Genomic DNA, 21,568 nt, shown 5'->3' on the forward strand with positions numbered 1-21,568 from the left:
CCGCAAAGCCGCCTCGACGACCTGCTGCCGTGGAACTTCAAGCCGTCAAGCTGAACCGCTGGTGCTGTTCAGCTAACGCTTACACTGAATGAGTTTTGTCGAACACAATGCATCCGTCGTCGCCGCCGGATCGAAACCCATAGACAAGGACTGGTGGCGCGGCGCGGTGATCTACCAGATCTACCCGCGCAGCTTCCAGGACGGCAACGGTGACGGGATCGGGGATCTCAGCGGCATCATCCACCGGCTTGAATACATCGCCGAACTCGGCGCCGACGCGATCTGGCTTTCGCCGTTCTTCCGTTCGCCGATGCGCGATTTCGGATACGACGTCTCCGATTACCGCGATGTCGATCCGATGTTCGGCACGCTGGGCGATTTCGATGCCCTGATGCACCGCGCCCATGAGCTGGGACTGAAGGTCCTCATCGACCTGGTGCTGAGCCATACGAGCAACGATCACCCCTGGTTCAAGGAAAGCCGCTCCAGCCGCGACAATGCTAAGGCGGACTGGTATGTCTGGGCCGATCCCAAGCCCGATGGCTCGCCGCCCAACAACTGGCTGTCGATCTTCGGCGGATCGGCGTGGCAGTGGGACGGCGAGCGGATGCAGTATTACCTGCACAATTTCCTCTCCGCGCAGCCTGACCTGAACTTCCACTGCACCGAGGTTCAGGACGAGCTGCTGGACGTGGCGCGCTACTGGCTCGCGCGCGGGGTCAACGGCTTCAGGCTGGACACGGTCAATTTCTATTTCCACGACAAGCAGTTGCGCGACAACCCGCCGCTCGATCCCGAGGCGCGCAACGACAACACCGCCCCGTCGGTGAACCCCTACAACTTTCAGGATCACCTCTACGACAAGACGCAGCCCGAGAATCTCGACTTCCTGCGCCGCCTGCGCGCGGTGATGGAGGAATATCCCGCAATCACTTCCGTTGGCGAGATCGGCGAGAGCCAGCGCGGCATGCAGGTGCAGGCGGAATATACCGCCAGCGACGACCTGCTGCACATGGCCTATGATTTCGACTTCCTGTCGACCGCGTTTCCCTCCGGCAGCCGGATCAAGACGGTCCTCGAGCGCTTCGACCGGATCGTGACCGAGGGCTGGGCCTGCTGGGCCTTCTCGAACCATGACGTGGTCCGCCATGCCAGCCGCTGGAACCTCAACGAGGAGGCGCGCAAGCTCTATGCCGCGATCCTGATGAGCATGAAGGGGACGGTCTGCCTTTACCAGGGCGAGGAGCTTGGCCTGACGGAAGCCTATGTCGCCTACGAGGATCTCCAGGATCCCTACGGCAAGCAGTTCTGGCCGAAGTTCAAGGGCCGAGACGGCTGCCGCACGCCGATGCCCTGGGGCCGGCGGCAGACCAATGGCGGTTTCTCGGATGCGCGCCCCTGGCTGCCGATCGCGGTCGAGCATCTCGAGCGCGCGGTGAGCGTGCAGGAGGTCCACGAGGACAGCGTCCTGCATTTCTACCGTGACTTCATCGCGTTCCGCAGAACGTGCCCGGCCCTTGCGAAAGGCACGCTGAAGGTGACGCGCGCCGATGACGAGGCGCTGGTGCTGATCCGCGAGCATGAGGGCGAAAGGGTTCTTTGCGCCTTCAACCTGACGCAGGCGGAACAGCAGATCACGCTTCCGGAAGGCAATTGGACGCATGATGACGGCGCGCCGTTCACCGCGCAGCATGACGGGAACACGGTCACATTGCCGCCCTATCAGGCCTTCTATGCGAATGCCGGCGGCGAATGATGCTTGGGGAGAGAGACTGACATGGCCGATCTGAAGCTTAAGGACGTCGCGAAAGCCTACGGGAATGTCGAGGTGTTGAGCGACATCAACCTCGAGATCGAACGCGGCGAGCTCATCGTCTTCGTCGGCCCCTCCGGCTGCGGAAAATCGACGCTGCTGCGGATGATCGCGGGGCTCGAGAAGATCACCGGCGGCGAGTTGCAGATCGACGGGCGGGTGGTCAACAACGTGCCCCCCGCGCAGCGCGGCATCGCGATGGTGTTCCAGTCCTACGCGCTCTATCCGCATATGACGGTGCGCGACAACATGGCCTTTGCCCTGAAGATCGCCAAGAAGAGCAAGGACGAGATCGAGGCCGCGATTTCGAAGGCGGCCCGCATCCTGCAACTCGAACCCTATCTCGACCGTTTGCCGAAGGCTTTGTCGGGCGGGCAGCGACAGCGGGTCGCAATCGGCCGCTCGATCGTGCGTGATCCCAAGGTCTATCTCTTCGACGAACCGCTTTCGAACCTCGATGCGGCCCTTCGGGTCGCGACGCGGATCGAGATCGCGCAGCTCAAGGAGGCAATGCCGGAGAGCACGATGATCTACGTCACCCATGACCAGGTCGAGGCGATGACGCTCGCGACCCGGATCGTGGTGCTGGCGGGGGGCGGAATCGCGCAGGTGGGCACGCCGCTGCAGCTCTACGAGAAGCCCGAGAACGAGTTCGTGGCACAGTTCATCGGCTCGCCGGCGATGAACCTGCTTCCCGGCAAGATCACGGAGGTCGGCGCGCGGACCGTGGTGCAGATGGACGGGGGCGGCATGGCCGTGTCGGACTATCCCTCGCGCGAGGAGGATATGGGTGCCGCGGTCAATATCGGCGTGCGGCCCGAGGACATGGCCGAGACGGATGGAAGCGGCACGCATATCTACGAGGGCAAGGTGGGGATCACCGAGGCGCTCGGCGAGGTCACGCTGCTCTACTTCGAAACCGGGAGCGAGGAACCCGTGATCGCCAAGCTCCCGGGGATCCATTCCGATCTGCGTGGCAGGACGGTCAAGCTCGGCGCCGTGCCCTCCAAGGTGCACATCTTCAAGGATGGCGCCTCGCTGCTCTACCGCGACGGGGGCAAGACGGCGACGAGCCGCAACCTCAAGGTTTCCGTACACTGACCCGCCGGGGGCGCTGCTGCGTCCCCGGTCCGCCTTTGGCATCGAACGCCCGCGCATCCCGGTGCCGCGGGCGTTCTCGTATGCGCGCGCTTGACCGACGGGTGACTTCGGCAGACGCGCCGCCGCGCACGGGCCTTGAAGCGCGGGCCTTGAAGCGCGGGCCTTGAGACGCGCGGCGGTCGTTGGGTCAGGCCAGGGATGGCAGCCAGAGGACGATCTGCGGGAAGGCGATCAGCCCCGCGATGGTCAGCGCATCGGCCACGAAGAAGGGCATCACGCCGCGGAACACGTCCTGCACCGAGATGTCGGGACGCACGCCGGCCACGACGAAGCAGTTGAGACCGATGGGGGGCGTGATGAGACAGAACTCCGCCATCTTGACGACCAGAATTCCGAACCAGATGGCGCACATCGGTCCGGACATGCCGAAGGCGCTGTCGGCTGCGCTGACGAACTCGCCGCCATTGAGCGCCATGACCGCCGGGTAGACGACCGGCAATGTCAGCAGCAGCATCCCGATCGCATCCATGAACATGCCCAGCACCGCGTAGGCCAGCAGGATCAGCACCAGCGTCAGCATCGGCGACTGGTCGAGCGAGGTGATCCAGTCCGAAAAGGCACCCGGCAGATCGGCGAAGCCGAGGAAGCGGACGTAGATCAGGACGCCCCAGATGATGGCGAAGATCATCACGGCGAGCTTGGCGGTCTCGAGCAAGGCATCGCGGAACTGTTGCCAGCGCATGCCGTGCTTGAGGGCCATCAGGAAGACCACGAAGGCCCCGAGCGCCCCGCCTTCGGTTGGCGTGCCCCAGGCGTCACCTCCGAAGGGGTTGTAGACGAAGAAGACGATGATGACGATGACGAAGAAGATCGGCAGGGCGGGCGGCAGCGCGGCGAAGCGCTGCTTCCACGAATAGCCGCCCACCGGCGGACCGACCGACTTGAAGGCCACGGCGATCCCGACGATCAGCAACGCGTAGATCAGTGCCGAGAAGGCCCCCGGGATGAAACCGGCGAGCAGCAGCATCCCGACATTCTGCTCCACGATGATCGCATAGATGACGAGGATCGCGGACGGCGGGATCAGCGAGGCGAGGGTCCCGCCGGCGGCCACGACACCGGCCGCGAAGCGCTTGTCGTAGCCGATCTTGAGCATTTCGGGGATGGCGATGCGGGCGAAGACGGCGGCGGTCGCCACCGACGCGCCCGAGACGGCCGCGAAGCCCGCGGTGGCGAAGACGGTCGAGACGGCAAGACCGCCCGGTAGCCAGCCGAACCAGCGCTTTGCCGCCTCGAAGAGCGCGCGTGTGAGCCCCGCGTAATAAGCGAGATAGCCGATCAGGATGAATGTCGGGATCAGGCTGAGCGCCTGGCTCGCGACCTTGGAATGGGGCACCTGGCCGGCGGTCTTGACCGCGACGCCGAGCGCCCAGCCCAACTCGGACGGGTCATAGCCCTTCTTGGACCAGAATATCCAGATCAGCCCGAGCAGCCCCGCCATCGCCGCCGCGAAGGCCACGCGCATCCCCAGGATGACGGCGAGAACCAGAAGGCCCGAGACGACGAGGCCGATTTCGATGGAATCCATGGCGTTTTCCTAGGTGTCGTCGGCCAGAAGATCGGCCTCTTCCGCTGCCAGTTCGGCGGCGCTTTTCACGAGGGGGACGGCAACCGGCACGACGGCGTTCTGCATGAAGGCGCGGCCGAAGCCCCAAAGCTGCACCGCGAGGCGGGCCGCGAGGACCGAGAAGGCGACCGGCACCAGCAATTTCGTCGGCCACAGCGGGATCGCGATGTCGATCGAGCTGTCGCGGCTCCATAGGGGCGCGTCCAGATCGAAGCTGCGCCCGAAATGCGACCAGCTTCCCCAGATCAGCAGCAGCACAACGGCGAGCGTGATCAGCGTCGTGATCCACTCGATCGCCCAGAGCATCCGTCCGCGCAGCCGGCTCACGAAGATGTCCATGCGGATATGGGTGCCGTCGCGCTGCGTATAGGCGAGGCCGAGGAAGGCGATCAGCGGCATCAACTGCTCGATCCAGTCGACATAGCCGGGCAGGGGGCTGTTGAACCCGTTGCGCCCGGTCACCGAGACGACGGCGAGCAGCATGATGCCGAAGACCGCGAGGCCGCTGAGAAAGGCCATGACCTTTTCGAGCCGGGCAAGCTTGCGGTCGAGCCGGCTGAGGGCTGTGTGGTCCTCGATCACCGATGATCCGGCGGCCATGGCGGAACTCCTTGGAGAGGCCGGGCAGGACGGGCCTGCCCGGCGGTTTCGGCGCCGATCAGTTGCCCGACCGGGTCTCCTCGAGGGTGCTCATGACGAGGTCGTAGAGTTCCTGCGCGGGCAGGCCCTGGGCGGACATGTCCTCGATCCACTGCTCGCGCGCGGGGTCGGCGGCGGTCTTGCGGAACTCGGCCAGCTCCTCCTCGGAGAACTCGACGCGCTTGACGCCCTTCTCGTCGAGAATGCTCTCCCACTTGCCCAGGAGCTCGGCGTAATTGTCGAGGTAATGCTCGATCGACTCCTCGACCGAGCTGTCGAGCGCCTCGCGATGCTCGTCGCTGAGCGCCTCGTAGGCATCGGTGTTCACGACGATCGGGCAGTTCACGGTGCCGGGGTTGAGGTTCGTCGTCCACCACTCGGCCTGGTCGATGGTGCGGAAGCTCAGATGCGCGTGGGGCGCGAATGCGACCGTGTCGACGACGCCCGATTCCATCGCGTTATACGCCTCCGAAGAGGTCACCGAGGTCGGCACCGCGCCGACCATCTCGAAGGCCTTGCCGATGCCGCCCGTGGCGCGCACGCGCATCCCGTCGAAGGAGGCGAGGGTGTCACGCGGATCGCCGGTGCCCACGAGATTGTATTGCGGCATCGGCGAGGTCATCAGCGGCATCGCGTTCCAACGGGCGAGGTCTTCCTTCACGGCCGGATGCTCGTAAATGGCATGGCTGACCGCAACCTCCTCCTCGAGCGTCTTCACACCGATGAAGGGCAGCTCCAGCACGGTGATGGAAGGGTTCTTGTCGCGATGATAGCCCGCGCAGAACTGCGCCATCTCGAAGGCGCCGATCGAGATCCCGTCGAGGTTCTCGGTGTTCTTGGACAGCCCGCCATAGGAGATGTTCATCGTGAATTCGCCGTCGGTCTTCTCGGAGACCAGCTCGGCGAGTTTCTCGACATGTTCGGTGAAGGCGCGGCGCTTGCCCCAGACGGAGACGTTCCATTCGACCGCCATCGCCTCGCCGGCAAAGGCGATGGAGATGGCCGCAAGCGCAGTCCTGCTAAGCATTTTGTTCATGATGTCCTCCCAGACTTGCCGCTCTCGGGGGCGGCGTTGCCCTCGTAACCTACCAAGGCGCGACAAGGTGTCCATGCCGAATGTCGCCCCCGGCTGCGTGCGGATCCGGGGACCGGCATGGCAGTGAGGATGACGGAGGGGTTTGCGGGCCGGAGTGGCGCGGCAGTATTCGACGCCCCCCTTGGCACGGGCCTGCCTGCTTGGAATGCTTCGTGCCGAATGCTTACTAACGCCGAACAGGCAGGAGACAGAATGCAACTTCCGAGAAACATGCTCAAGGACGCCCTCAAGAACGGAAGGGTCAAGATCGGATTGTGGATGGGGCTGGGCCATCCCGCCGCGGCGGAAATCGCCTCCCGCGCCGGGTTCGACTGGTGTCTCATCGATGGGGGATATGGCTCCTTCGACACGTCCCGCGTCCTCGCGCAGTTGCAGGCGATGGACAGCGAAGCCCTGCCTGTCTTGCGTGTGCCGCGGAATGATTCCGAGATGATCCGGCAGGCGCTCGACCTCGGTGTGCAGACGATCGTCGTGCCCATGGTGGAAACGGCCGAGCAAGCAGCCGAGATGGCCGCGGCCATGCGCAACCCGCCGCAGGGAACCCGGCGCGTCGGCACGGTCCATACGCGCGCCAGCGGCTACGGTGCGGTGTATGATTGCGCGGGCGAGGTCAATGACGAGGTCTGCCTCTTCGTTCAGATCGAGAGCGAGACGGCGCTGCGCAACCTGCCATTGATCGCGGCCTGCCAGGGTGTCGACGGCATTCTTGTCGGAGCGGACGATCTTGCCGCCTCGATGGGCCATACCGGCCGGCCGAATGCGCCGCAGGTGCAGGCCGCCATCACCGAGGCCGCGCGCACGGTCACGGAGGCCGGAAAGATCCTCGGGATGATCGCGTCCAGCGAGGGGGGGCGTGGGCAAATGCGCGGCGCTCGGCGCGACTTTCATCTCGGCAGGCGACGATATCTCGCTCCTGCGCAAGAGCCTGATCCAGCGGTGGGAGGACGCGGCGGACGCGGCTATGTTGTAGTTCAAGACGCGCCGGCGGGCGGATGCGGGCCCGGGGCGGGAGGAGCATGGGAGACGGCGCCGTTCGCCGCGGGCGGGTGGCATGGCTTTCGCCCTTTCCTTTCGATGCGCCCCGTGAAATAGGGAAGCGCCAAACGAAAACTCCCAAGGAGGCATCCCATGGAGATTCGCGAGGCTCTCACCTTCGACGATGTTTTGCTGGTTCCCGCGGCGTCTTCCGTCCTGCCATCGACGGCCGATACCCGCACCCGCGTGACCAAGAGCATCACCATGAACATCCCGCTCCTGAGCTCGGCCATGGATACGGTCACCGAGAGCCGCATGGCCATCGCGATGGCACAGGCCGGCGGGATCGGCGTGATCCACCGCAATCTCGACGTGGCGGCGCAGGCCGACGAGGTGCGCCGGGTCAAGCGCTTCGAGAGCGGCGTGGTCTATAATCCGATCACCCTTCGCCCCGATCAGACCCTCGCCGATGCCAAGGCATTGCAGGAGCAATACCGCGTCACGGGCTTTCCGGTCGTCGATGAGACGGGCCGCGTGGTCGGGATCGTGACGAACCGCGACATGCGTTTTGCCAGCGACGACGCGACGCCCGTGCGCACGATGATGACATCGGACAGGCTCGCGCTGCTGCAGGAGCCCGCCGATCTCGACCGCGCGAGGCTGCTGATGAAGGAGCGCCGGATCGAGAAGTTGCTGGTCACCGATGGTCAGGGCAAGCTGACGGGACTCCTCACCCTCAAGGACAGTGAGCAGGCGGTCATCAACCCGATGGCATGCAAGGACGCGCTCGGCCGGCTGCGGGTCGCGGCGGCGACGACGGTTGGGGAGGCGGGGTATGAGCGCTCCGCCGCGCTCGTCGAGGCAGGAGCCGATATCGTTGTCATCGATACGGCACACGGGCATTCGGAGGGGGTCGCGGAGGCCGTGCGCCGCGCCAAGTCCCTGTCGAACGAGGTGCAGATCATCGCCGGCAACGTGGCCACGGGCGAGGCGGCACGCGCGCTGATCGATGCCGGCGCCGATGCGATCAAGGTCGGGATCGGTCCGGGCTCGATCTGCACGACGCGGATGGTCGCGGGTGTGGGCGTGCCGCAGCTCACGGCGATCATGGACACGGTGGCGGGAGCCGGCGACGTTCCGGTCATCGCTGATGGCGGCATCAAGTTCTCGGGCGATTTCGCCAAGGCGATCGCGGCCGGGGCGTCCTGCGCCATGGTCGGCAGCATGATCGCCGGCACCGACGAGAGCCCCGGCGAGGTCATTCTCTACCAGGGCCGCTCGTTCAAGAGCTACCGCGGCATGGGCAGCCTCGGCGCGATGGCGCGGGGTTCGGCGGACCGGTACTTCCAGAAGGACGCGGCGAGCGACAAGCTGGTGCCCGAGGGGATCGAGGGGCAGGTGGCCTACAAGGGATCGGCGACGGCGGTCCTGCACCAGCTCGTCGGTGGTCTTCGCGCGGCCATGGGCTATACCGGCTGCGCCACGGTCGAGGAAATGCGCGCCAATTGCAATTTCGTGAAGATCACGAATGCCGGTCTGCGCGAAAGCCACGTGCACGACGTGCAGATCACCCGCGAGTCGCCGAACTATCGCATCGGTTAAGGTGAAATGGCGGGCCGGAACATCGTGTCCGGCCCGCCGAGGCCAATGCCCTATGATAATGCCCTCCCAGCCTGTTGGCCCGAATCGCAGCGATCGTTTCCCGTATTGCTGCAATGTTCGGGCTGACTGCGGGACTGGCCATCCGCGCGAAACAATCGCGGTGCGGGCGCGACCATGGCCGGGCGGTCGCCTTCCGCTGCTGCGTTAACGATTGCGGCGTCATTCGGGCAAGCCTTTCAAGCCGCGCTTCCATGCGCCGCGCCGCGCATCTCTTGGCAAGGCGCGGCACCGCTTCCCCTCAAGCCTTCGTTCCCGTTCGACAATCCGGCACGCATGGGCGATGGCGCAGACGCTGGCCCGATGCGTGCCATCGGGATGGATCACGCATCATCACTCCGCGCCCCGCCATCCCGCAGGCCGCATTCGGCCATCATTGCGCCATTATTCGCTTTGGTCGACCGACGTGACGCGCTAATTTGAAACAAAGGGAATGCACCCGGCCGACCCGGCTGACGCGGTAACCGGCCCGGGTCCTCTCGGAAGGCCCACGGCGCCCGCCGGGGCATCCCGCAGGGCGACATGGCCTTGCATGTTCGAGTTTGCTGCCCCGCCCGCCGGCATGCCGGCCTCCGCGCGGCATGAGGAGTGCGACGATGTCCTACCTGATCGACTGGTCCAACATGTCTGCCGATGGCACGAGCGCGGTTCCCGGGCCCGGCGGGGAGGATGTGAATGTCACGGTTTCGACTCCGCAAAACTCGGAAGGGCAGGAGTTCCGCATCACCTCGCGGCCCGAATGGGGTGGAGAGGCCCTGCGCGCGGATGGCGGCATGTCCGACATCACCGCCGCGATGTCCTTCGACAGGCCCGTCTCGAACATCTCGTTCGAGCTTTACGATGTGGATGGCCATCCCTGCTTCGACGACAGGGTCAGCGTCGTCGCACGCAATGCCGATGGCGAGCTGGTCATGCCGGTCTTCACCTCGGCGGGCGGGCACCGGATCGAGGGCAACAGCGTGGAATCGGACCGCGATGCGGCCGAGGACGGCCTTTCGGGGGCGGGCGAGGCCGGCAGCGTCGGCGTCACCATTCCGGGCGAGATCGTCAGTCTCGAGATCGTTTTCGCCCATGGCGACAGCGCCGACCGGTCCGGGATCATCGGCATCAGCGATATGCGCTTCGATGATGGCGGCGACGGCGCGGCGGCGACGGCCGGCGACGGGATCGTCGAGGGTAGCGCCGGGGACGACCTGATCGACCTGGCCTATCGCGGCGATCCCGAGGGCGACAGGATCGATGCGGGCGACGCGATCTTCGGCCGTGCCGGATCGGATGACGATATCGTCGAGGCTGGCGCCGGCAACGACACGGTTGCGGCCGGGGCGGGCAACGATCTGCTGCGCGGCGGGGCGGGCGACGACCTGCTGCGCGGCGAGGCGGGCGACGATACGATCCGCGGCGATGCAGGCGAAAGCGGATCACCGGCGACCCCCGCCGCGCGCGAAAGCTTCGAATGGGACCGTGCGCCCGATCCCGATGATGGCGGCGCGATCGACAACGGCGATGCGATCTCCGGGTTCAGCCAGGACACCGGCAATGCCACGGTGACATTCTCGGTGCTGCAAAGCAGCGGCCCGGCCGGCGCCAGTTTTCAGGGCAGCCCGCAGAATGTCGATGGCATCGATGGCGGCGGCGAGGAGGTCGATGCGCTCAGCTCGCTCAGCCTGACCAATTCCGCCCCGGGCGCGAGAGGGGTCTACGCGCTCGATTTCTCGACGGAGGCGCGGAATGTCGCCTTCAGGATCAACGACATCGACAATGACGGCGCCGCCGTCGTCCGGGCCTTCGATCCTTCAGGCGCGCCGATCGAGGTCACGCTGACCGGGGGCGCGGGCGTCGCGCTCACCGACGAGGACGGGGTGAGCGGCGCCGAGACCGCCCGGAGCCTCGGCGGCAACGAGCCCGACGCCTCGCCCCGGCATTCGGTCCTGGTCGAGATCGCCGGCCCCGTCGGCCGGATCGAGATCGAGCATGAGCAGTTCGGTGAAGCCGATAGCGGGATCAACGTCACCGATGTCTATTTCGATGCGGCACCCGCCGCCGCGGCCGGTGGCAGCGACGACACGCTGATCGGCGGAGCGGGCGACGATGTTCTTTATGGCGAGGACGGGCGCGACAGCCTGTCGGGCGATGACGGTGACGATACGCTCGATGGCGGAGCCGGCGACGATACGCTCGTCGGGGGCGCCGGGGCCGACAGGCTGACGGGCGGCGCGGGGAATGATCTGCTTCGCGGCGGCGACGATGCCGACCGCTTCGACGGGCTGAACGCGGGCGATACCGTTCTGGGCGGCTCTGGCGCCACGCCCGGTACGGGTGTCGATTATGACCAGCTCGACCTGTCGGGGTCCTTCGGCGAAGGCGGTTTCAGGCTCGACAACCTGCGTGGTGACAGCGACGGCAACGGCTTCGATGGCGAGGTTGTCTATCTCGGGGCGGACGGCGCCGAAACCGGGCGGCTGACCTTCGAGAACATCGAGAACATCATTCCCTGCTTCACGCCGGGCAGCCTCATCGCAACGGCCTCCGGCGAACGGCTGGTTGAGGATCTGCGCGAGGGCGACCGGATCATCACGCGGGATAACGGCTTCCAGGAAATTCGCTGGGTTGGGGCGCGGCGCCTGGGGTTCCGCGACCTGACGCGGCAGCCCCATCTGCGTCCCGTCCTGATCCGCCAGGGCGCGCTCGGTAACGGGATGCCGATGCGCGACATGATGGTCAGCCCCAATCACCGCGTGCTCGTGGCCAACGATCAGACCGCGCTCTATTTCGAGGAGCGCGAGGTGCTGGTTGCCGCGAAACACCTGGTCAATGGCAGCAGCATCACCTCGGTCGAGGCCCTTGGCGCATGCTACATCCATTTCATGTTCGATCACCACGAGGTGGTTCTTTCGGACGGGAGCTGGACGGAAAGCTTCCAGCCGGGCGATTACACGCTCAAGGGGCTCGGAGACGCGCAGCGGCGCGAGATTTTCGCCCTGTTCCCCGATCTGGCCGAAACGCCCGCCCTCGAGGGCTATCGCTCGGCGCGGCGCACCCTCAAGCGCCACGAGGCGGAATTGCTGGCGCGCTGAGCCGCGACGCCTCTCATGGGCGCTGCGCGGCGCGCCACGCGGCCCATGCCTCCGGCGTGTCGAGATCGATCAGCGCGGCATCCCCCGGCAGCGGCACGAGCGCCGCATCCTCGCCGCGCAGGATGGCGCGCCCGCCGCTGTCGCCCGTGACCTGCGAAAGGCGCGGCAGAAGCCGTCGCGGAAAGATCACCGGCTGACCCGGGCGCCCGGACGCGCTCGCGGCGCGGATCACCTGCGTGCCGCCGGAGGCATCCCAGGCGCTGCGCAGGGCGCGGAAGGCGCCGGCATCGATCTCGGGCATGTCGGCCATCGCGACCAGAAGCCCCCCGGAACCACTTCCAAGACGGCTCTCGGCCCATGCCGCGGCGAGGCGCAGGGAAGCGGCCATTCCCTCCTGCGCATCCTTCACGGCAGCCATCTCGAGCGTTCCGCCGGTCTCGTCGGCGGCGCCGCGCAGGGCATCGCGTCTGGCGGCGCATCGGGGCGTGTCCGGCGGCGGCAGGGTCACGAGGACCGCGCCAAGTGCCGCGCGCGCCCCCATGACCGTGCGCAGGAGCAGCGCTTGCCCCGATACCGGTTCGAGAAGCTTGTCGGCGCCTCGCATGCGCGACGAGGCTCCGGCGGCGAGGATCGCGCCGACAAGGGCTCCGGCACGCACCCTTTCAGCGTTCCGGGATCAGGCCACGCGGCGAGAAGCGCAGGACCACGAGGAGGATGATACCCATCGTGAGCAGCCGCATATGGGCCGCGCTGTCGATGAGGTGCTCCTTCAGCGCGCTACCGTCGGCAAGCGGCGCGGTCAGGGTCTGCATCAGCCACAGGCCGAACGGCTCGACCTCGACCCACAGGAACCAGACGAGGAAGCCGCCAAGGACCGCGCCCCAGTTGTTGCCCGACCCTCCGACGATCACCATCACCCAGATCAGGAAGGTGTACCGAAGCGGCTGGTAGCTTCCGGGCGTGAGCTGTCCGTCGAGCGTGGTCATCATGGCGCCCGCCAATCCACAGACCGCCGAGCCGAGGATGAAGATCTGCAGGTGGCGGCGGGTCACGTTCTTGCCCATGGCGCGCGCGGCCGTCTCGTTGTCGCGGATCGCCCGCATCATCCGGCCCCAGGGCGAGCGCAGGGCCCTTTCCGACAGGTAGAGAAGCGCGACGAGGACCACCCCGAAAAGCCCCGCATAGGCGAGCTTGACCGCGATCGAGGACGCGGTCACGACATCGAGGCCGAGATCCTGCGCGCGCGCGGCGAAGGCTTCCGAATCGCGCAGGTCGACCTCGTAGGGAACGGGGCGCGGCAGGCCGATGACGTTCTTGACGCCCCGGCTGAGCCAATCCTCGTTCTTCAATACCGCGATGATGATCTCGGCGATGCCGAGCGTGGCGATCGCGAGGTAATCGGAGCGCAGGCCCAGCGCCGTCTTGCCGACGATCCATGCCGCGCCCGCCGCCAGGAGCGCCCCGGCGGGCCAGCCGAGGATCACCGGCAGGCCGAGGCCGCCCAGATACCCCGTGGCGGCGGGATCGACCGCCTCGATCGCGGCCACGCCGCCGTCGAAGACCGCGCGGAAGGCGAAGAAACCGGCGAAGAGCAACGCCATCACCGCGCCGCCGCGCGTCCAGCTCGGCCGCATCCGGCGCCATAGGAGAACCGCGAGCGCGATGCTTGCCACCGCCAGCGCCAGGCCCGCCAGGACCCGCAGGCCGCCGGCGGCCCAGGCCGCGTTCACGGGCGGCATCGCCACGAGGACGGCCCCGAGCCCGCCGAGCGCGGCGAAGCCCATGACGCCCACGTTGAAGAGGCCGGCATAGCCCCACTGCATGTTCACGCCCAGCGCCATGATCGCGCTGATCAGGCCCATGTTGAGAATGCCGAGCGCGACGTTCCAGCTTTGCAGGAAGCCGGCGCCGATGATCAGCAGGGCGACGAGGGCGAAAAGCCCGGTGATGCGCAGGTTCGGGCTCATACCGACTTCCCCTTGAACAGGCCCGTGGGGCGGAAGAGAAGGACGACGATCAGGATCACGAAGCTGACCGCGAACTTGTAATCGGTGCTCAGCAGCTGCACCAGGCCGTCGGGCTCCCAGCCGCCGGGCAGGGCATAGCCCAGCACCTTCTTGTAGGCATAGGTGATCATCACCTCGCTGAAGGCGATGACGAAACCGCCGGCGATCGCCCCGATCGGGCTGCCGAGGCCGCCGACGATCGCCGCGGCGAAAATCGGCAGAAGGAGCTGGAAATAGGTGAAGGGCTTGAACGACTTGTCGAGCCCGTAGAGCGTGCCGGCGATGGTGGCGAGGGCCGCGACGATGATCCAGGTGATCGCGACGACGCGCTCGGGATTGATCCCCGACAGCAGGGCCAGGTCCTCATTATCCGAGAAGGCCCGCATCGACTTGCCGGTCCGGGTGCGATTGAGGAACCAGAACAGGACGGCCACGGTGAGCAGGGCCACGACGATGGTGATCCCCTGGCTCGTTTTCAGCGCCAGGCCTTCCTCGAGGCCGGTCCAGGACTTGAACTCCCGCGCGTTGACGATGAACCGCTCGCCATCGGCGAAGGACTGGTCATCGGGCCCGATGATGAAGCGGACCAGGCCGTTCATGATGAACATCACCCCCATCGAGACGATGACGAGCACCACCGGCGAGGTTTTCTGCCTGCGGTAGAAGCGGTAGACCGCGCGGTCGGTGCCAAGCACGAAGAGCGCGCAGGCCGCGATGCCGATGGGCAACGCCAGCAGCGCCGTCGGCAGGGGGCCGAAATGCAAACCAAGCGACTGGAACCCCCAGGTGACGAGGATCGTCGCCATCGCACCGAAGGCCATCGTGTCACCATGGGCGAAGTTCGAGAAGCGCAGGATGCCGTAGATCAGAGTGACACCGAGCGCCCCGAGCGCAAGTTGCGCGCCATAGGCCGCCGCCGGGATCAGGACGAAATTCGCGAGTGCGACAAGCGCGTTGAGCAGGTCCATATGTCAGTCTCCGGACGGTATCGCGCATGCGGTGTGTGCGCGCGGCTGCAAGAGGAGGCTGCGGGCGGGACGGCCATCGGGCAGGGCGCCGCCGCAAACCCCGGCGCCCCGGCACCGCGCGGCGCGCCGGGGATCGGGGGCAAACTGTCGTTCCGGCATCCTCATCCTCCCAGGAAACTGCGCCGGACATCGGGGTCTGCAAGCAGTTCGGCCCCGGTCCCGGTATGTGCGTTGGCCCCCTGGACAAGCACGTAGCCGCGATCGGCGATCTCGAGCGCCTGGCGGGCGTTCTGCTCGACCATGAGGATGCTGATCCCGGTGCGGGCCACTTCTATGATCCTGTCGAAGAGTTCGTCCATGACGATCGGGCTGACCCCGGCGGTCGGCTCGTCGAGCATCAAAACCCTGGGCTGCGTCATCAGGGCCCGCCCGACGGCGACCTGCTGGCGCTGCCCGCCCGACAGCTCGCCCGCCGGCTGATGGCGCTTGTCGCCGAGTATGGGGAAAAGCTCGTAGACTTGCGCGATCGTCCGCGCGATGTCGTCGCGCCTGAGGAATGCACCCATCTCGAGGTTCTCCTCGACGCTCATCGAGGTGAAGATGTTGTGGGTCTGCGGCACGAAGCCCATGCCGCGCGCGACCCGCTCCTGCGGACTGGTGGCCCCGAGGGAGACCCCGTCGAGCCGCACCTCGCCCGCGCGCAGGTCGAGCATCCCGAAGAGCGCCTTCATCGCGGTGGATTTGCCGGCGCCATTCGGCCCGACGATGACGGCGATCTCGCCGCGCTCTACCGCGATGGTGCAGCCATGCAGGATATCCGCCCCGCCGCCATAGCCGCCGGTCATCGCCTCACCGATCAGGAAGGGTTGGCTCATTGTGGCATATCCGGGATCTGCCGCGTTCCGCACCGTCTTTTCATCTTCGCTCCAAATACCTCCGCCGGAGGCGTCCGCGGTCTCACGGCGCGCCGGCGACAGCCTTGTTCTTCAGCCCCGTGCCGAGATAGGCCTCGATCACCTGTTCGTTGGCCTTGATCTCGTCGATCCTGCCCTGCGCCATGACTTGTCCTTCCGCCATGACGATCACCGGGTCGCACAGGCGGCCGATGAAATCCATGTCATGCTCGATCATGCAGAACGTGTAGCCGCGCTCCTTGTTGAGCCTCTGGATCGCGTCGCCGATCGTGCCCAGAAGGGTCCGGTTGACCCCCGCGCCAACCTCGTCGAGAAAGACGATCTTCGCATCGACCATCATCGTGCGTCCCAGCTCGAGCAGCTTCTTCTGCCCGCCGGACAGGTTGCCGGCACGCTCGTCCTTGAGATGGTCGATGGTGAGGAATTCGAGGACCTCGTCGGCCTTGCGCAGCAGCGCCTCCTCCTCGCGGGCGATGCGGGCACGGTGGAACCATGCCGACCAGAGCCGCTCGCCCGATTGAGCGGGCGGCACCATCATCAGGTTCTCGCGCACGCTGAGCGAGCCGAACTCGTGCGCGATCTGGAAAGTGCGCAACAGCCCCTTGTGGAACAGCTCGTGCGGGGCCAGCCCGGTGATGTCCTCGCCGTCCATCTCGATGCGCCCGGAAGTCGGGGCGAGCGTGCCGGCGATCACGTTGAAAAGGGTCGTCTTGCCGGCTCCGTTCGGACCGATCAAGCCCGTGATGGAACCGGTGGCGATGTTCAGCGTTGCCCCGTCGACAGCGCGAAACCCGCCGAAATGCTTGTGGATGCCGGAGACGGCAATCATATCCTCATCCCCCACGGGCATTTGGCCCGGTGTTCGTCCCGGCACCGGCTTCGGCGCGGAGTGTTGTATGACTCAGCAGCCCGGCGCATCTAGGCACCGGGCTGCTTTTTTGTCGGACCGTCCTTAGATCAGCGGAAACCGGTCGTCGAGTAGTCAGCATCCTTGATCTCGTATTCGCGGTAGGTGCCTGCCGCCTCGCCGCTGCCGATGAGCTCGACATTGGTCGCGCCGACATAATCGATCTCGCCGCCGTCCTTGAGGATGGAGATCGCCTTTGCAAGCTCGCCGGGCATGATCTTCTCGCCGGGCGCGTTGGCGACATCCATGACCTTGGACTTGAACGCGTCCGAGGACGTGGAGCCGGCCGCCTGCATCGCAAGAGCCAGAAGCGCCGCCGCGTCGTAGCTCTCGCGGGTGAAGGTGCTCTCGCCGTTGATCCCGGCATCGGCCGCGATCTTCGAGAAGGCCGCCGTGCCCTCGCCCTCGGACCAGGGGACCGCGCCGAAGCTGCCGGTCATGTCCGATCCCAGATCGCTCATCAGGCTTTCGGCGAACATTCCGTCGCCCATCATGAAGGTGTCGAAGGCGCCCGAATCGAGTGCTGCGCGGATCATGCCCTTGCCGCCGCTATCGGCATAGCCGAGCACGACCAGAGCGCCGCCGCCGGCAGAGGCGAGTGCCCCGATCTCGGCGGAATAATCGGCCTTGTCGTCCTCGTGCGGCGCGCTCAGCGTCACGGTGCCGCCGTTCTGCTCGAAGCTGCTGGCGAAGCTATCGGACAGGCCCTTGCCGTAATCGTTGTTGGTATAGGTAACGGCGACGTCCTCGATGCCGCGATCCTTGAGGATCTGCGCCAGAACCTCGCCCTGACGGGCGTCGGAGGGCGCGGTGCGGAAGAAGAGGTCGTTGTCATCGGCCGAGGACAGGGCGGGCGAGGTGGCGGAGGGCGAGATCATGACGATACCGTTCGGCACGGCCACGTTGGCGAGCACCGCGCCGGTGACACCCGAGCAGTCGGCGCCCATGATCGCCGCGACGCCATCGGAGGTGACGAGCCGTTCGGCCGCCGCGGTCGCCGCGCTGCTGTCGATGCAGGTGGAATCGGCGCGCACTGGCTCGAGCATCCGCCCGTCGAGCAGGCCGCCGCCCTCGTTGATCTCGGTCATCGCCAGCTCGGCGCTGTCGGCCATCTGCGGCGTCAGGGATTCGATCGGTCCGGTATAGCCCAGGATGACGCCGATCTTGATCGGGCCGTCGTGGCTCTCGGCGTGGACCGCGGTTCCCGCCGCGGCGGTCAGAGCTGTTGCAAGAAGCAGTTTTTTCATTCGTATCTCCCTGGTTGGACGAAGTCCTGCCGGGCAACCTATTCAGCCGATATCGAAAAGGGAAGGGCGCCTTGCCCGGGGCCGCCTAGCCCGGCACCGGACCCGCGCCATGCGCTCCGCGCTCGCGATAGGGGGTGGTCGCGTAATGCGACCGGTAGCATTTGGAGAAATGCGAGGGCGAGGCGAAGCCGCAGGCGAGCGCCACGTTGATGACGCTCATGTCGGTCTGCATCAGCAGGTTGCGCGCCTTCTGCAATCGCAGCTCCATGTAGTAGCGCTTCGGCGAGCGGCTCAGGTAGCGTCTGAACAGGCGTTCGAGCTGCCGCGTGCTCATGCCCACATCGCGCGCCAGGATCGCCGGGCTGATCGGATCCTCGATATGGGCCTCCATGATCTGGATGACCTGCGACAGCTTGGGATGGCGCACGCCGATGCGGGTCGGCACGCTGAGCCTCTGGCTGTCCTGATCGGTCCTGATCGACGAATAGATCATCTGGTCGGCCACCGCGCTGGCAAGCTCCTCGCCGTGATCGTCGGCGATGAGGCGCAGCATCAGGTCGATCGAGGATGTGCCGCCGGCGGTCGTGTAGCGGGGGCCGTCGACCACGTAGACCGACTTGGTAAGGGTCACCTCATCGAACTCCTCCGCGAAACTGTCGTGGTTTTCCCAGTGGATCGTGGCGCGGCGCCCGTCCAGCAGGCCCGCGCGCGCCAGCGTGTGGGCGGCGGTGCACAGCCCGCCGAGCCGCACCCCGCGCCGCGCCTCGCGCCGCAGCCAGTTCACCAGCTTGCGGCTCGTAGCCTGCGCGATGTCGAGCCCGCCGCACAACAGGACCGTATCGTCGCGCCCCAGCTCATCGAGCCCGCCATCCGAAATGAACTCCGTTCCCGCCGAACACCGCACCGGGCCGCCATCCTCGCAAACGATGCGCCACGTGTAGAGCTCGCGCGCGCAGAGCCGGTTCGCAAGGCGCAGGGTCTCGAAAGCGCAGGAGAAACTCAGGAGCGAGAATTCCCGAAGCAGGACGAACACGAAATGGCGCGGCTTCGCGTCCTGAGAGGTGACATCCACGCGGAAACGCTCGTTTTCCATTCCACCTGCCTCGGTATGTTCGCCCGCAGCGAAACAGGTTTGCCGAGGGGGATCAAGCGGGACTTGCCCCCGCCGCCGCGGCGCGTTTGGCATTTGCAACCCTCGCCCGCCGGCGTATGATCGTGCCTCGTTGAAATTGAGATAGCCTGAGGACGATCGACATGACCCAGTGGCAGAAAACCGACTGGCGCAGCAAGCCGCGGGTGCAGATGCCCGACTATACGGATGATGCTGCCCTGAAGGCGGTGGAGCGCCGCTTGTCGCAATATCCTCCCCTCGTCTTCGCCGGCGAGGCGCGCACCCTCAAGGCCGAGCTGGCCGAGGTCGCGGCCGGCCGTGCCTTCCTGCTGCAGGGCGGCGATTGCGCCGAGAGCTTCGCCGAATTCTCCGGCGACGGCATCCGCGACACGTTCAAGGTGATGCTGCAGATGGCGATGGTGCTGACCTACGGCGCCAAGCTGCCGACCGTGAAGGTCGGGCGGATGGCCGGGCAGTTCGCCAAGCCGCGCAGCGCGCCGACCGAGACCGTGGGCGGCACCGAGCTGCCGAGCTATCGCGGCGATATCATCAACGGCTTCGATTTCACCCCCGAGGCGCGGATCCCCGATCCCAACCGGATGCTCGAGGCCTACACCCAGGCGGCGGCGACGCTGAACCTGCTGCGCGCCTTCTCGAAGGGCGGTTTCGCCGATGTGCACCGGGTCCATGCCTGGACGCTCGGCTTTACCGACCGCGACGAGGCCGAGAAATACCGCGACATGGCCGGACGGATCCAGGATACGCTCGATTTCATGTCCGCCGCGGGCCTGACCGGCGAGACCAACCACGAGCTGTCGACGGTGGATTTCTACACCAGCCACGAGGCTCTCCTGCTGGAATACGAAGAGGCACTGACACGGGTCGATTCGACGACCGGCCAGACCATCGCCGGCTCGGGGCACCTGATCTGGATCGGCGACCGCACCCGGCAGGTCGACGGCGCGCATGTCGAGTTCTGCCGCGGCGTGGCCAACCCGATCGGCCTGAAATGCGGCCCCTCGATCACCACCGATGACCTCAAGCGGCTGATGGGCACGCTGAACCCGCAGAACGAGGCCGGGCGCCTCACCCTGATCGCGCGCTTCGGGGCGGGCACGGTGGGCGACCATCTGCCCAAGCTCATTCGCGCGGTCGAGGAAGAGGGCGCGAATGTCGTCTGGTCCTGCGATCCGATGCACGGCAACACGATCAAGAGCGCCTCGGGTTACAAGACGCGGCCCTTCGAGTCGGTACTGCGCGAGGTGCAGGAGTTCTTCACGGTGCACGATTCCGAAGGCACGGTGCCGGGCGGGGTGCATTTCGAGATGACGGGCAAGGACGTGACCGAGTGCACCGGCGGCGTGCGCGCCGTGACGGACGAGGACCTGTCGGACCGTTATCACACCGCCTGCGATCCGCGCCTTAATGCGAGCCAGGCGCTCGAGCTGGCCTTCCTCGTCGCCGAGCAGCTGTCGAGCCGGCGTGACATGCGCCAAGCCGCCGCGGCCGTCTGAGCGCGGCCTTTGCCAATCGCACGGCGCGGCCCCACCGGGCCGCGCCGTTTTCGTTCCGGCGTGGAGGCGGGCACGTCATCCAAGCCAGACATCGAGGAACAGCATCAGGACAAGCCCGATCGCGAGACCGAAGGTGGCGCGCCGCTGATGCCCGTTGCGGTGCGTTTCGGGAATAATCTCGTGGCTGATGACATAGATCATCGCGCCGGCGGCGAAGGCGAGCCCCCAGGGCAGGATCGGCTCGGCGACCCCCATCACTCCCGCGCCGATCAACCCGCCGATCGGCTCGACCAGCCCGGTGAGTGCCGCGATGCCCCACGAGGTTCGCCGGTTGTATCCCTCTCCCAGGAGCGAAACCGCAACGGCCAGGCCTTCTGGCGCATTCTGAAGGCCAATCCCGAGCGCCAGGGGGAACCCCGCCGCGAAGCCCCCGCCGCCGAAGCCGACCCCCACCGCAAGCCCTTCGGGCACATTGTGGATCGTGATCGCGGCGATGAAGAGCCAGACCCGGCGCAAGGAAACGGAGGCTGGTCCCTCGCGTCCGGTCCTGAAATGCTCATGCGGCAACGCGTCGTTCATCAGGGCGATCGCGCCCATCCCGAGAAGGATCGCCGCGGCGACGATGGCGGCAGGGATCGGCCCGTCGCCGTGGCGCCCCTCGGCCGCATCGAGCGCCGGGATGATGAGCGAGAAGAACGAGGCCGAAAGCATCACGCCGGCGGCGAACCCGAGCAGCAGATCGCGCGTCGCCCGCCCCGGAGCACGGCCGAAGAGGACGGGCAGGGCGCCTACCCCTGTCATCACGCCCGCCGCGAGGCTGCCGAGAAACCCGAGCATCACGGGTGAGAGATCTTCCATAGGTCACTAACTTCCTTGCTGCGCCGGCGGAATGCCGGCGGTTGTGTCGCCGCGCG

The 21,568-nt window shown here is 66.5% G+C and carries 17 protein-coding genes; 6 read left to right on the forward strand and 11 right to left on the reverse strand.

What is annotated here, in order from left to right:
* Positions 1-88: 88 nt before the first annotated feature.
* Both PMES_RS12375 and PMES_RS12380 read left to right on the forward strand, forming a co-directional pair.
* The gene (locus tag PMES_RS12375; RefSeq protein WP_159966038.1) at positions 89-1,756 is read left to right on the forward strand and encodes an alpha-glucosidase family protein; all 1,668 of its coding nucleotides are present in this window, start codon (positions 89-91) and stop codon (positions 1,754-1,756) included.
* Between the two features lie 21 nt (positions 1,757-1,777).
* The gene (locus PMES_RS12380; RefSeq protein ID WP_159966039.1) at positions 1,778-2,914 is read left to right on the forward strand and encodes an ABC transporter ATP-binding protein; all 1,137 of its coding nucleotides are present in this window, start codon (positions 1,778-1,780) and stop codon (positions 2,912-2,914) included.
* Between the two features lie 187 nt (positions 2,915-3,101).
* Here PMES_RS12380 and PMES_RS12385 read toward each other — a convergent pair whose 3' ends face one another.
* The 3 genes from PMES_RS12385 to PMES_RS12395 are packed head-to-tail and all read right to left on the reverse strand — an operon-like array spanning position 3,102 to position 6,216.
* Positions 3,102-4,502: a TRAP transporter large permease gene (locus PMES_RS12385; protein ID WP_159966040.1), complete on the reverse strand. Its 1,401-nt coding sequence runs from the start codon at positions 4,500-4,502 to the stop codon at positions 3,102-3,104.
* A gap of 9 nt (positions 4,503-4,511) precedes the next feature.
* Positions 4,512-5,141 carry a TRAP transporter small permease subunit gene (locus PMES_RS12390; protein ID WP_159966041.1) on the reverse strand — a complete coding sequence of 210 codons (630 nt, stop codon included), beginning with the start codon at positions 5,139-5,141 and terminating at the stop codon, positions 4,512-4,514.
* 58 nt (positions 5,142-5,199) lie between these two features.
* Positions 5,200-6,216, reverse strand: coding sequence for a C4-dicarboxylate TRAP transporter substrate-binding protein (locus PMES_RS12395; RefSeq protein WP_159966042.1), 1,017 nt, complete (start codon positions 6,214-6,216; stop codon positions 5,200-5,202).
* A 252-nt stretch (positions 6,217-6,468) separates the two neighbouring features.
* Here PMES_RS12395 and PMES_RS12400 point away from each other — a divergent pair, with 252 nt between their 5' ends.
* From PMES_RS12400 to PMES_RS16940, 3 genes are all read left to right on the forward strand, one after another.
* Positions 6,469-7,368, forward strand: a complete 900-nt coding sequence (locus PMES_RS12400) for an HpcH/HpaI aldolase family protein (RefSeq protein ID WP_159966043.1) — start codon at positions 6,469-6,471, stop codon at positions 7,366-7,368.
* A gap of 36 nt (positions 7,369-7,404) precedes the next feature.
* A complete protein-coding gene (gene guaB / locus PMES_RS12405; protein WP_159966044.1) occupies positions 7,405-8,853 on the forward strand; it encodes an IMP dehydrogenase in 1,449 nt (482 codons plus the stop codon).
* A gap of 653 nt (positions 8,854-9,506) precedes the next feature.
* The gene (locus tag PMES_RS16940; RefSeq protein WP_328809161.1) at positions 9,507-11,987 is read left to right on the forward strand and encodes a Hint domain-containing protein; all 2,481 of its coding nucleotides are present in this window, start codon (positions 9,507-9,509) and stop codon (positions 11,985-11,987) included.
* Positions 11,988-12,000: 13 nt separating this feature from the next.
* Here the strand turns inward: PMES_RS16940 and PMES_RS12415 are convergent, their stop codons facing one another.
* The 7 genes from PMES_RS12415 to PMES_RS12445 form a co-directional block, all read right to left on the reverse strand.
* Complete coding sequence (locus PMES_RS12415; RefSeq protein ID WP_268892421.1) at positions 12,001-12,645, reverse strand: nucleotidyltransferase family protein; 645 nt, start codon at positions 12,643-12,645, stop codon at positions 12,001-12,003.
* A gap of 4 nt (positions 12,646-12,649) precedes the next feature.
* Positions 12,650-13,954, reverse strand: a complete 1,305-nt coding sequence (locus tag PMES_RS12420) for a branched-chain amino acid ABC transporter permease (protein WP_159966047.1) — start codon at positions 13,952-13,954, stop codon at positions 12,650-12,652.
* Positions 13,951-14,961: a branched-chain amino acid ABC transporter permease gene (locus tag PMES_RS12425; RefSeq protein WP_159966048.1), complete on the reverse strand. Its 1,011-nt coding sequence runs from the start codon at positions 14,959-14,961 to the stop codon at positions 13,951-13,953. Before PMES_RS12425 ends, PMES_RS12420 begins: the two co-directional genes overlap by 4 nt.
* 161 nt (positions 14,962-15,122) lie before the next feature.
* Positions 15,123-15,836 (reverse strand): ABC transporter ATP-binding protein, encoded by a 714-nt coding sequence (locus tag PMES_RS12430; RefSeq protein ID WP_159966049.1) that lies wholly within the window; start codon positions 15,834-15,836, stop codon positions 15,123-15,125.
* 82 nt (positions 15,837-15,918) lie between these two features.
* A complete protein-coding gene (locus PMES_RS12435; protein WP_159966050.1) occupies positions 15,919-16,704 on the reverse strand; it encodes an ABC transporter ATP-binding protein in 786 nt (261 codons plus the stop codon).
* A 128-nt stretch (positions 16,705-16,832) separates the two neighbouring features.
* Positions 16,833-18,029, reverse strand: a complete 1,197-nt coding sequence (locus tag PMES_RS12440) for an ABC transporter substrate-binding protein (RefSeq protein ID WP_159966051.1) — start codon at positions 18,027-18,029, stop codon at positions 16,833-16,835.
* A gap of 85 nt (positions 18,030-18,114) precedes the next feature.
* Positions 18,115-19,122 (reverse strand): GlxA family transcriptional regulator, encoded by a 1,008-nt coding sequence (locus PMES_RS12445; RefSeq protein ID WP_159966052.1) that lies wholly within the window; start codon positions 19,120-19,122, stop codon positions 18,115-18,117.
* A 161-nt stretch (positions 19,123-19,283) separates the two neighbouring features.
* On the opposite strand from PMES_RS12445, the gene PMES_RS12450 reads away from it, so the two are divergent.
* Positions 19,284-20,654: a class II 3-deoxy-7-phosphoheptulonate synthase gene (locus PMES_RS12450; protein WP_159966053.1), complete on the forward strand. Its 1,371-nt coding sequence runs from the start codon at positions 19,284-19,286 to the stop codon at positions 20,652-20,654.
* 75 nt (positions 20,655-20,729) lie between these two features.
* Here PMES_RS12450 and PMES_RS12455 read toward each other — a convergent pair whose 3' ends face one another.
* Positions 20,730-21,512 (reverse strand): ZIP family metal transporter, encoded by a 783-nt coding sequence (locus PMES_RS12455; protein WP_159966054.1) that lies wholly within the window; start codon positions 21,510-21,512, stop codon positions 20,730-20,732.
* Between the last annotated feature and the right edge of the window lie 56 nt (positions 21,513-21,568).

The organism is Profundibacterium mesophilum KAUST100406-0324 (assembly GCF_009835145.1).
Lineage (GTDB): Bacteria > Pseudomonadota > Alphaproteobacteria > Rhodobacterales > Rhodobacteraceae > Profundibacterium > Profundibacterium mesophilum.

Coding starts and splice junctions, on each gene's coding strand:
- PMES_RS12375 (WP_159966038.1), top strand. CDS start 89: ATGAGTTTTGTCGAACACAATGCATCCGTCGTCGCCGCCGGATCGAAA.
- PMES_RS12440 (WP_159966051.1), bottom strand. CDS start 18,029: ATGAAAAAACTGCTTCTTGCAACAGCTCTGACCGCCGCGGCGGGAACC.
- guaB (WP_159966044.1), top strand. CDS start 7,405: ATGGAGATTCGCGAGGCTCTCACCTTCGACGATGTTTTGCTGGTTCCC.
- PMES_RS12430 (WP_159966049.1), bottom strand. CDS start 15,836: ATGAGCCAACCCTTCCTGATCGGTGAGGCGATGACCGGCGGCTATGGC.
- PMES_RS12380 (WP_159966039.1), top strand. CDS start 1,778: ATGGCCGATCTGAAGCTTAAGGACGTCGCGAAAGCCTACGGGAATGTC.
- PMES_RS12435 (WP_159966050.1), bottom strand. CDS start 16,704: ATGATTGCCGTCTCCGGCATCCACAAGCATTTCGGCGGGTTTCGCGCT.
- PMES_RS12445 (WP_159966052.1), bottom strand. CDS start 19,122: ATGGAAAACGAGCGTTTCCGCGTGGATGTCACCTCTCAGGACGCGAAG.
- PMES_RS16940 (WP_328809161.1), top strand. CDS start 9,507: ATGTCCTACCTGATCGACTGGTCCAACATGTCTGCCGATGGCACGAGC.
- PMES_RS12455 (WP_159966054.1), bottom strand. CDS start 21,512: ATGGAAGATCTCTCACCCGTGATGCTCGGGTTTCTCGGCAGCCTCGCG.
- PMES_RS12395 (WP_159966042.1), bottom strand. CDS start 6,216: ATGAACAAAATGCTTAGCAGGACTGCGCTTGCGGCCATCTCCATCGCC.
- PMES_RS12390 (WP_159966041.1), bottom strand. CDS start 5,141: ATGGCCGCCGGATCATCGGTGATCGAGGACCACACAGCCCTCAGCCGG.
- PMES_RS12450 (WP_159966053.1), top strand. CDS start 19,284: ATGACCCAGTGGCAGAAAACCGACTGGCGCAGCAAGCCGCGGGTGCAG.
- PMES_RS12385 (WP_159966040.1), bottom strand. CDS start 4,502: ATGGATTCCATCGAAATCGGCCTCGTCGTCTCGGGCCTTCTGGTTCTC.
- PMES_RS12400 (WP_159966043.1), top strand. CDS start 6,469: ATGCAACTTCCGAGAAACATGCTCAAGGACGCCCTCAAGAACGGAAGG.
- PMES_RS12425 (WP_159966048.1), bottom strand. CDS start 14,961: ATGGACCTGCTCAACGCGCTTGTCGCACTCGCGAATTTCGTCCTGATC.
- PMES_RS12420 (WP_159966047.1), bottom strand. CDS start 13,954: ATGAGCCCGAACCTGCGCATCACCGGGCTTTTCGCCCTCGTCGCCCTG.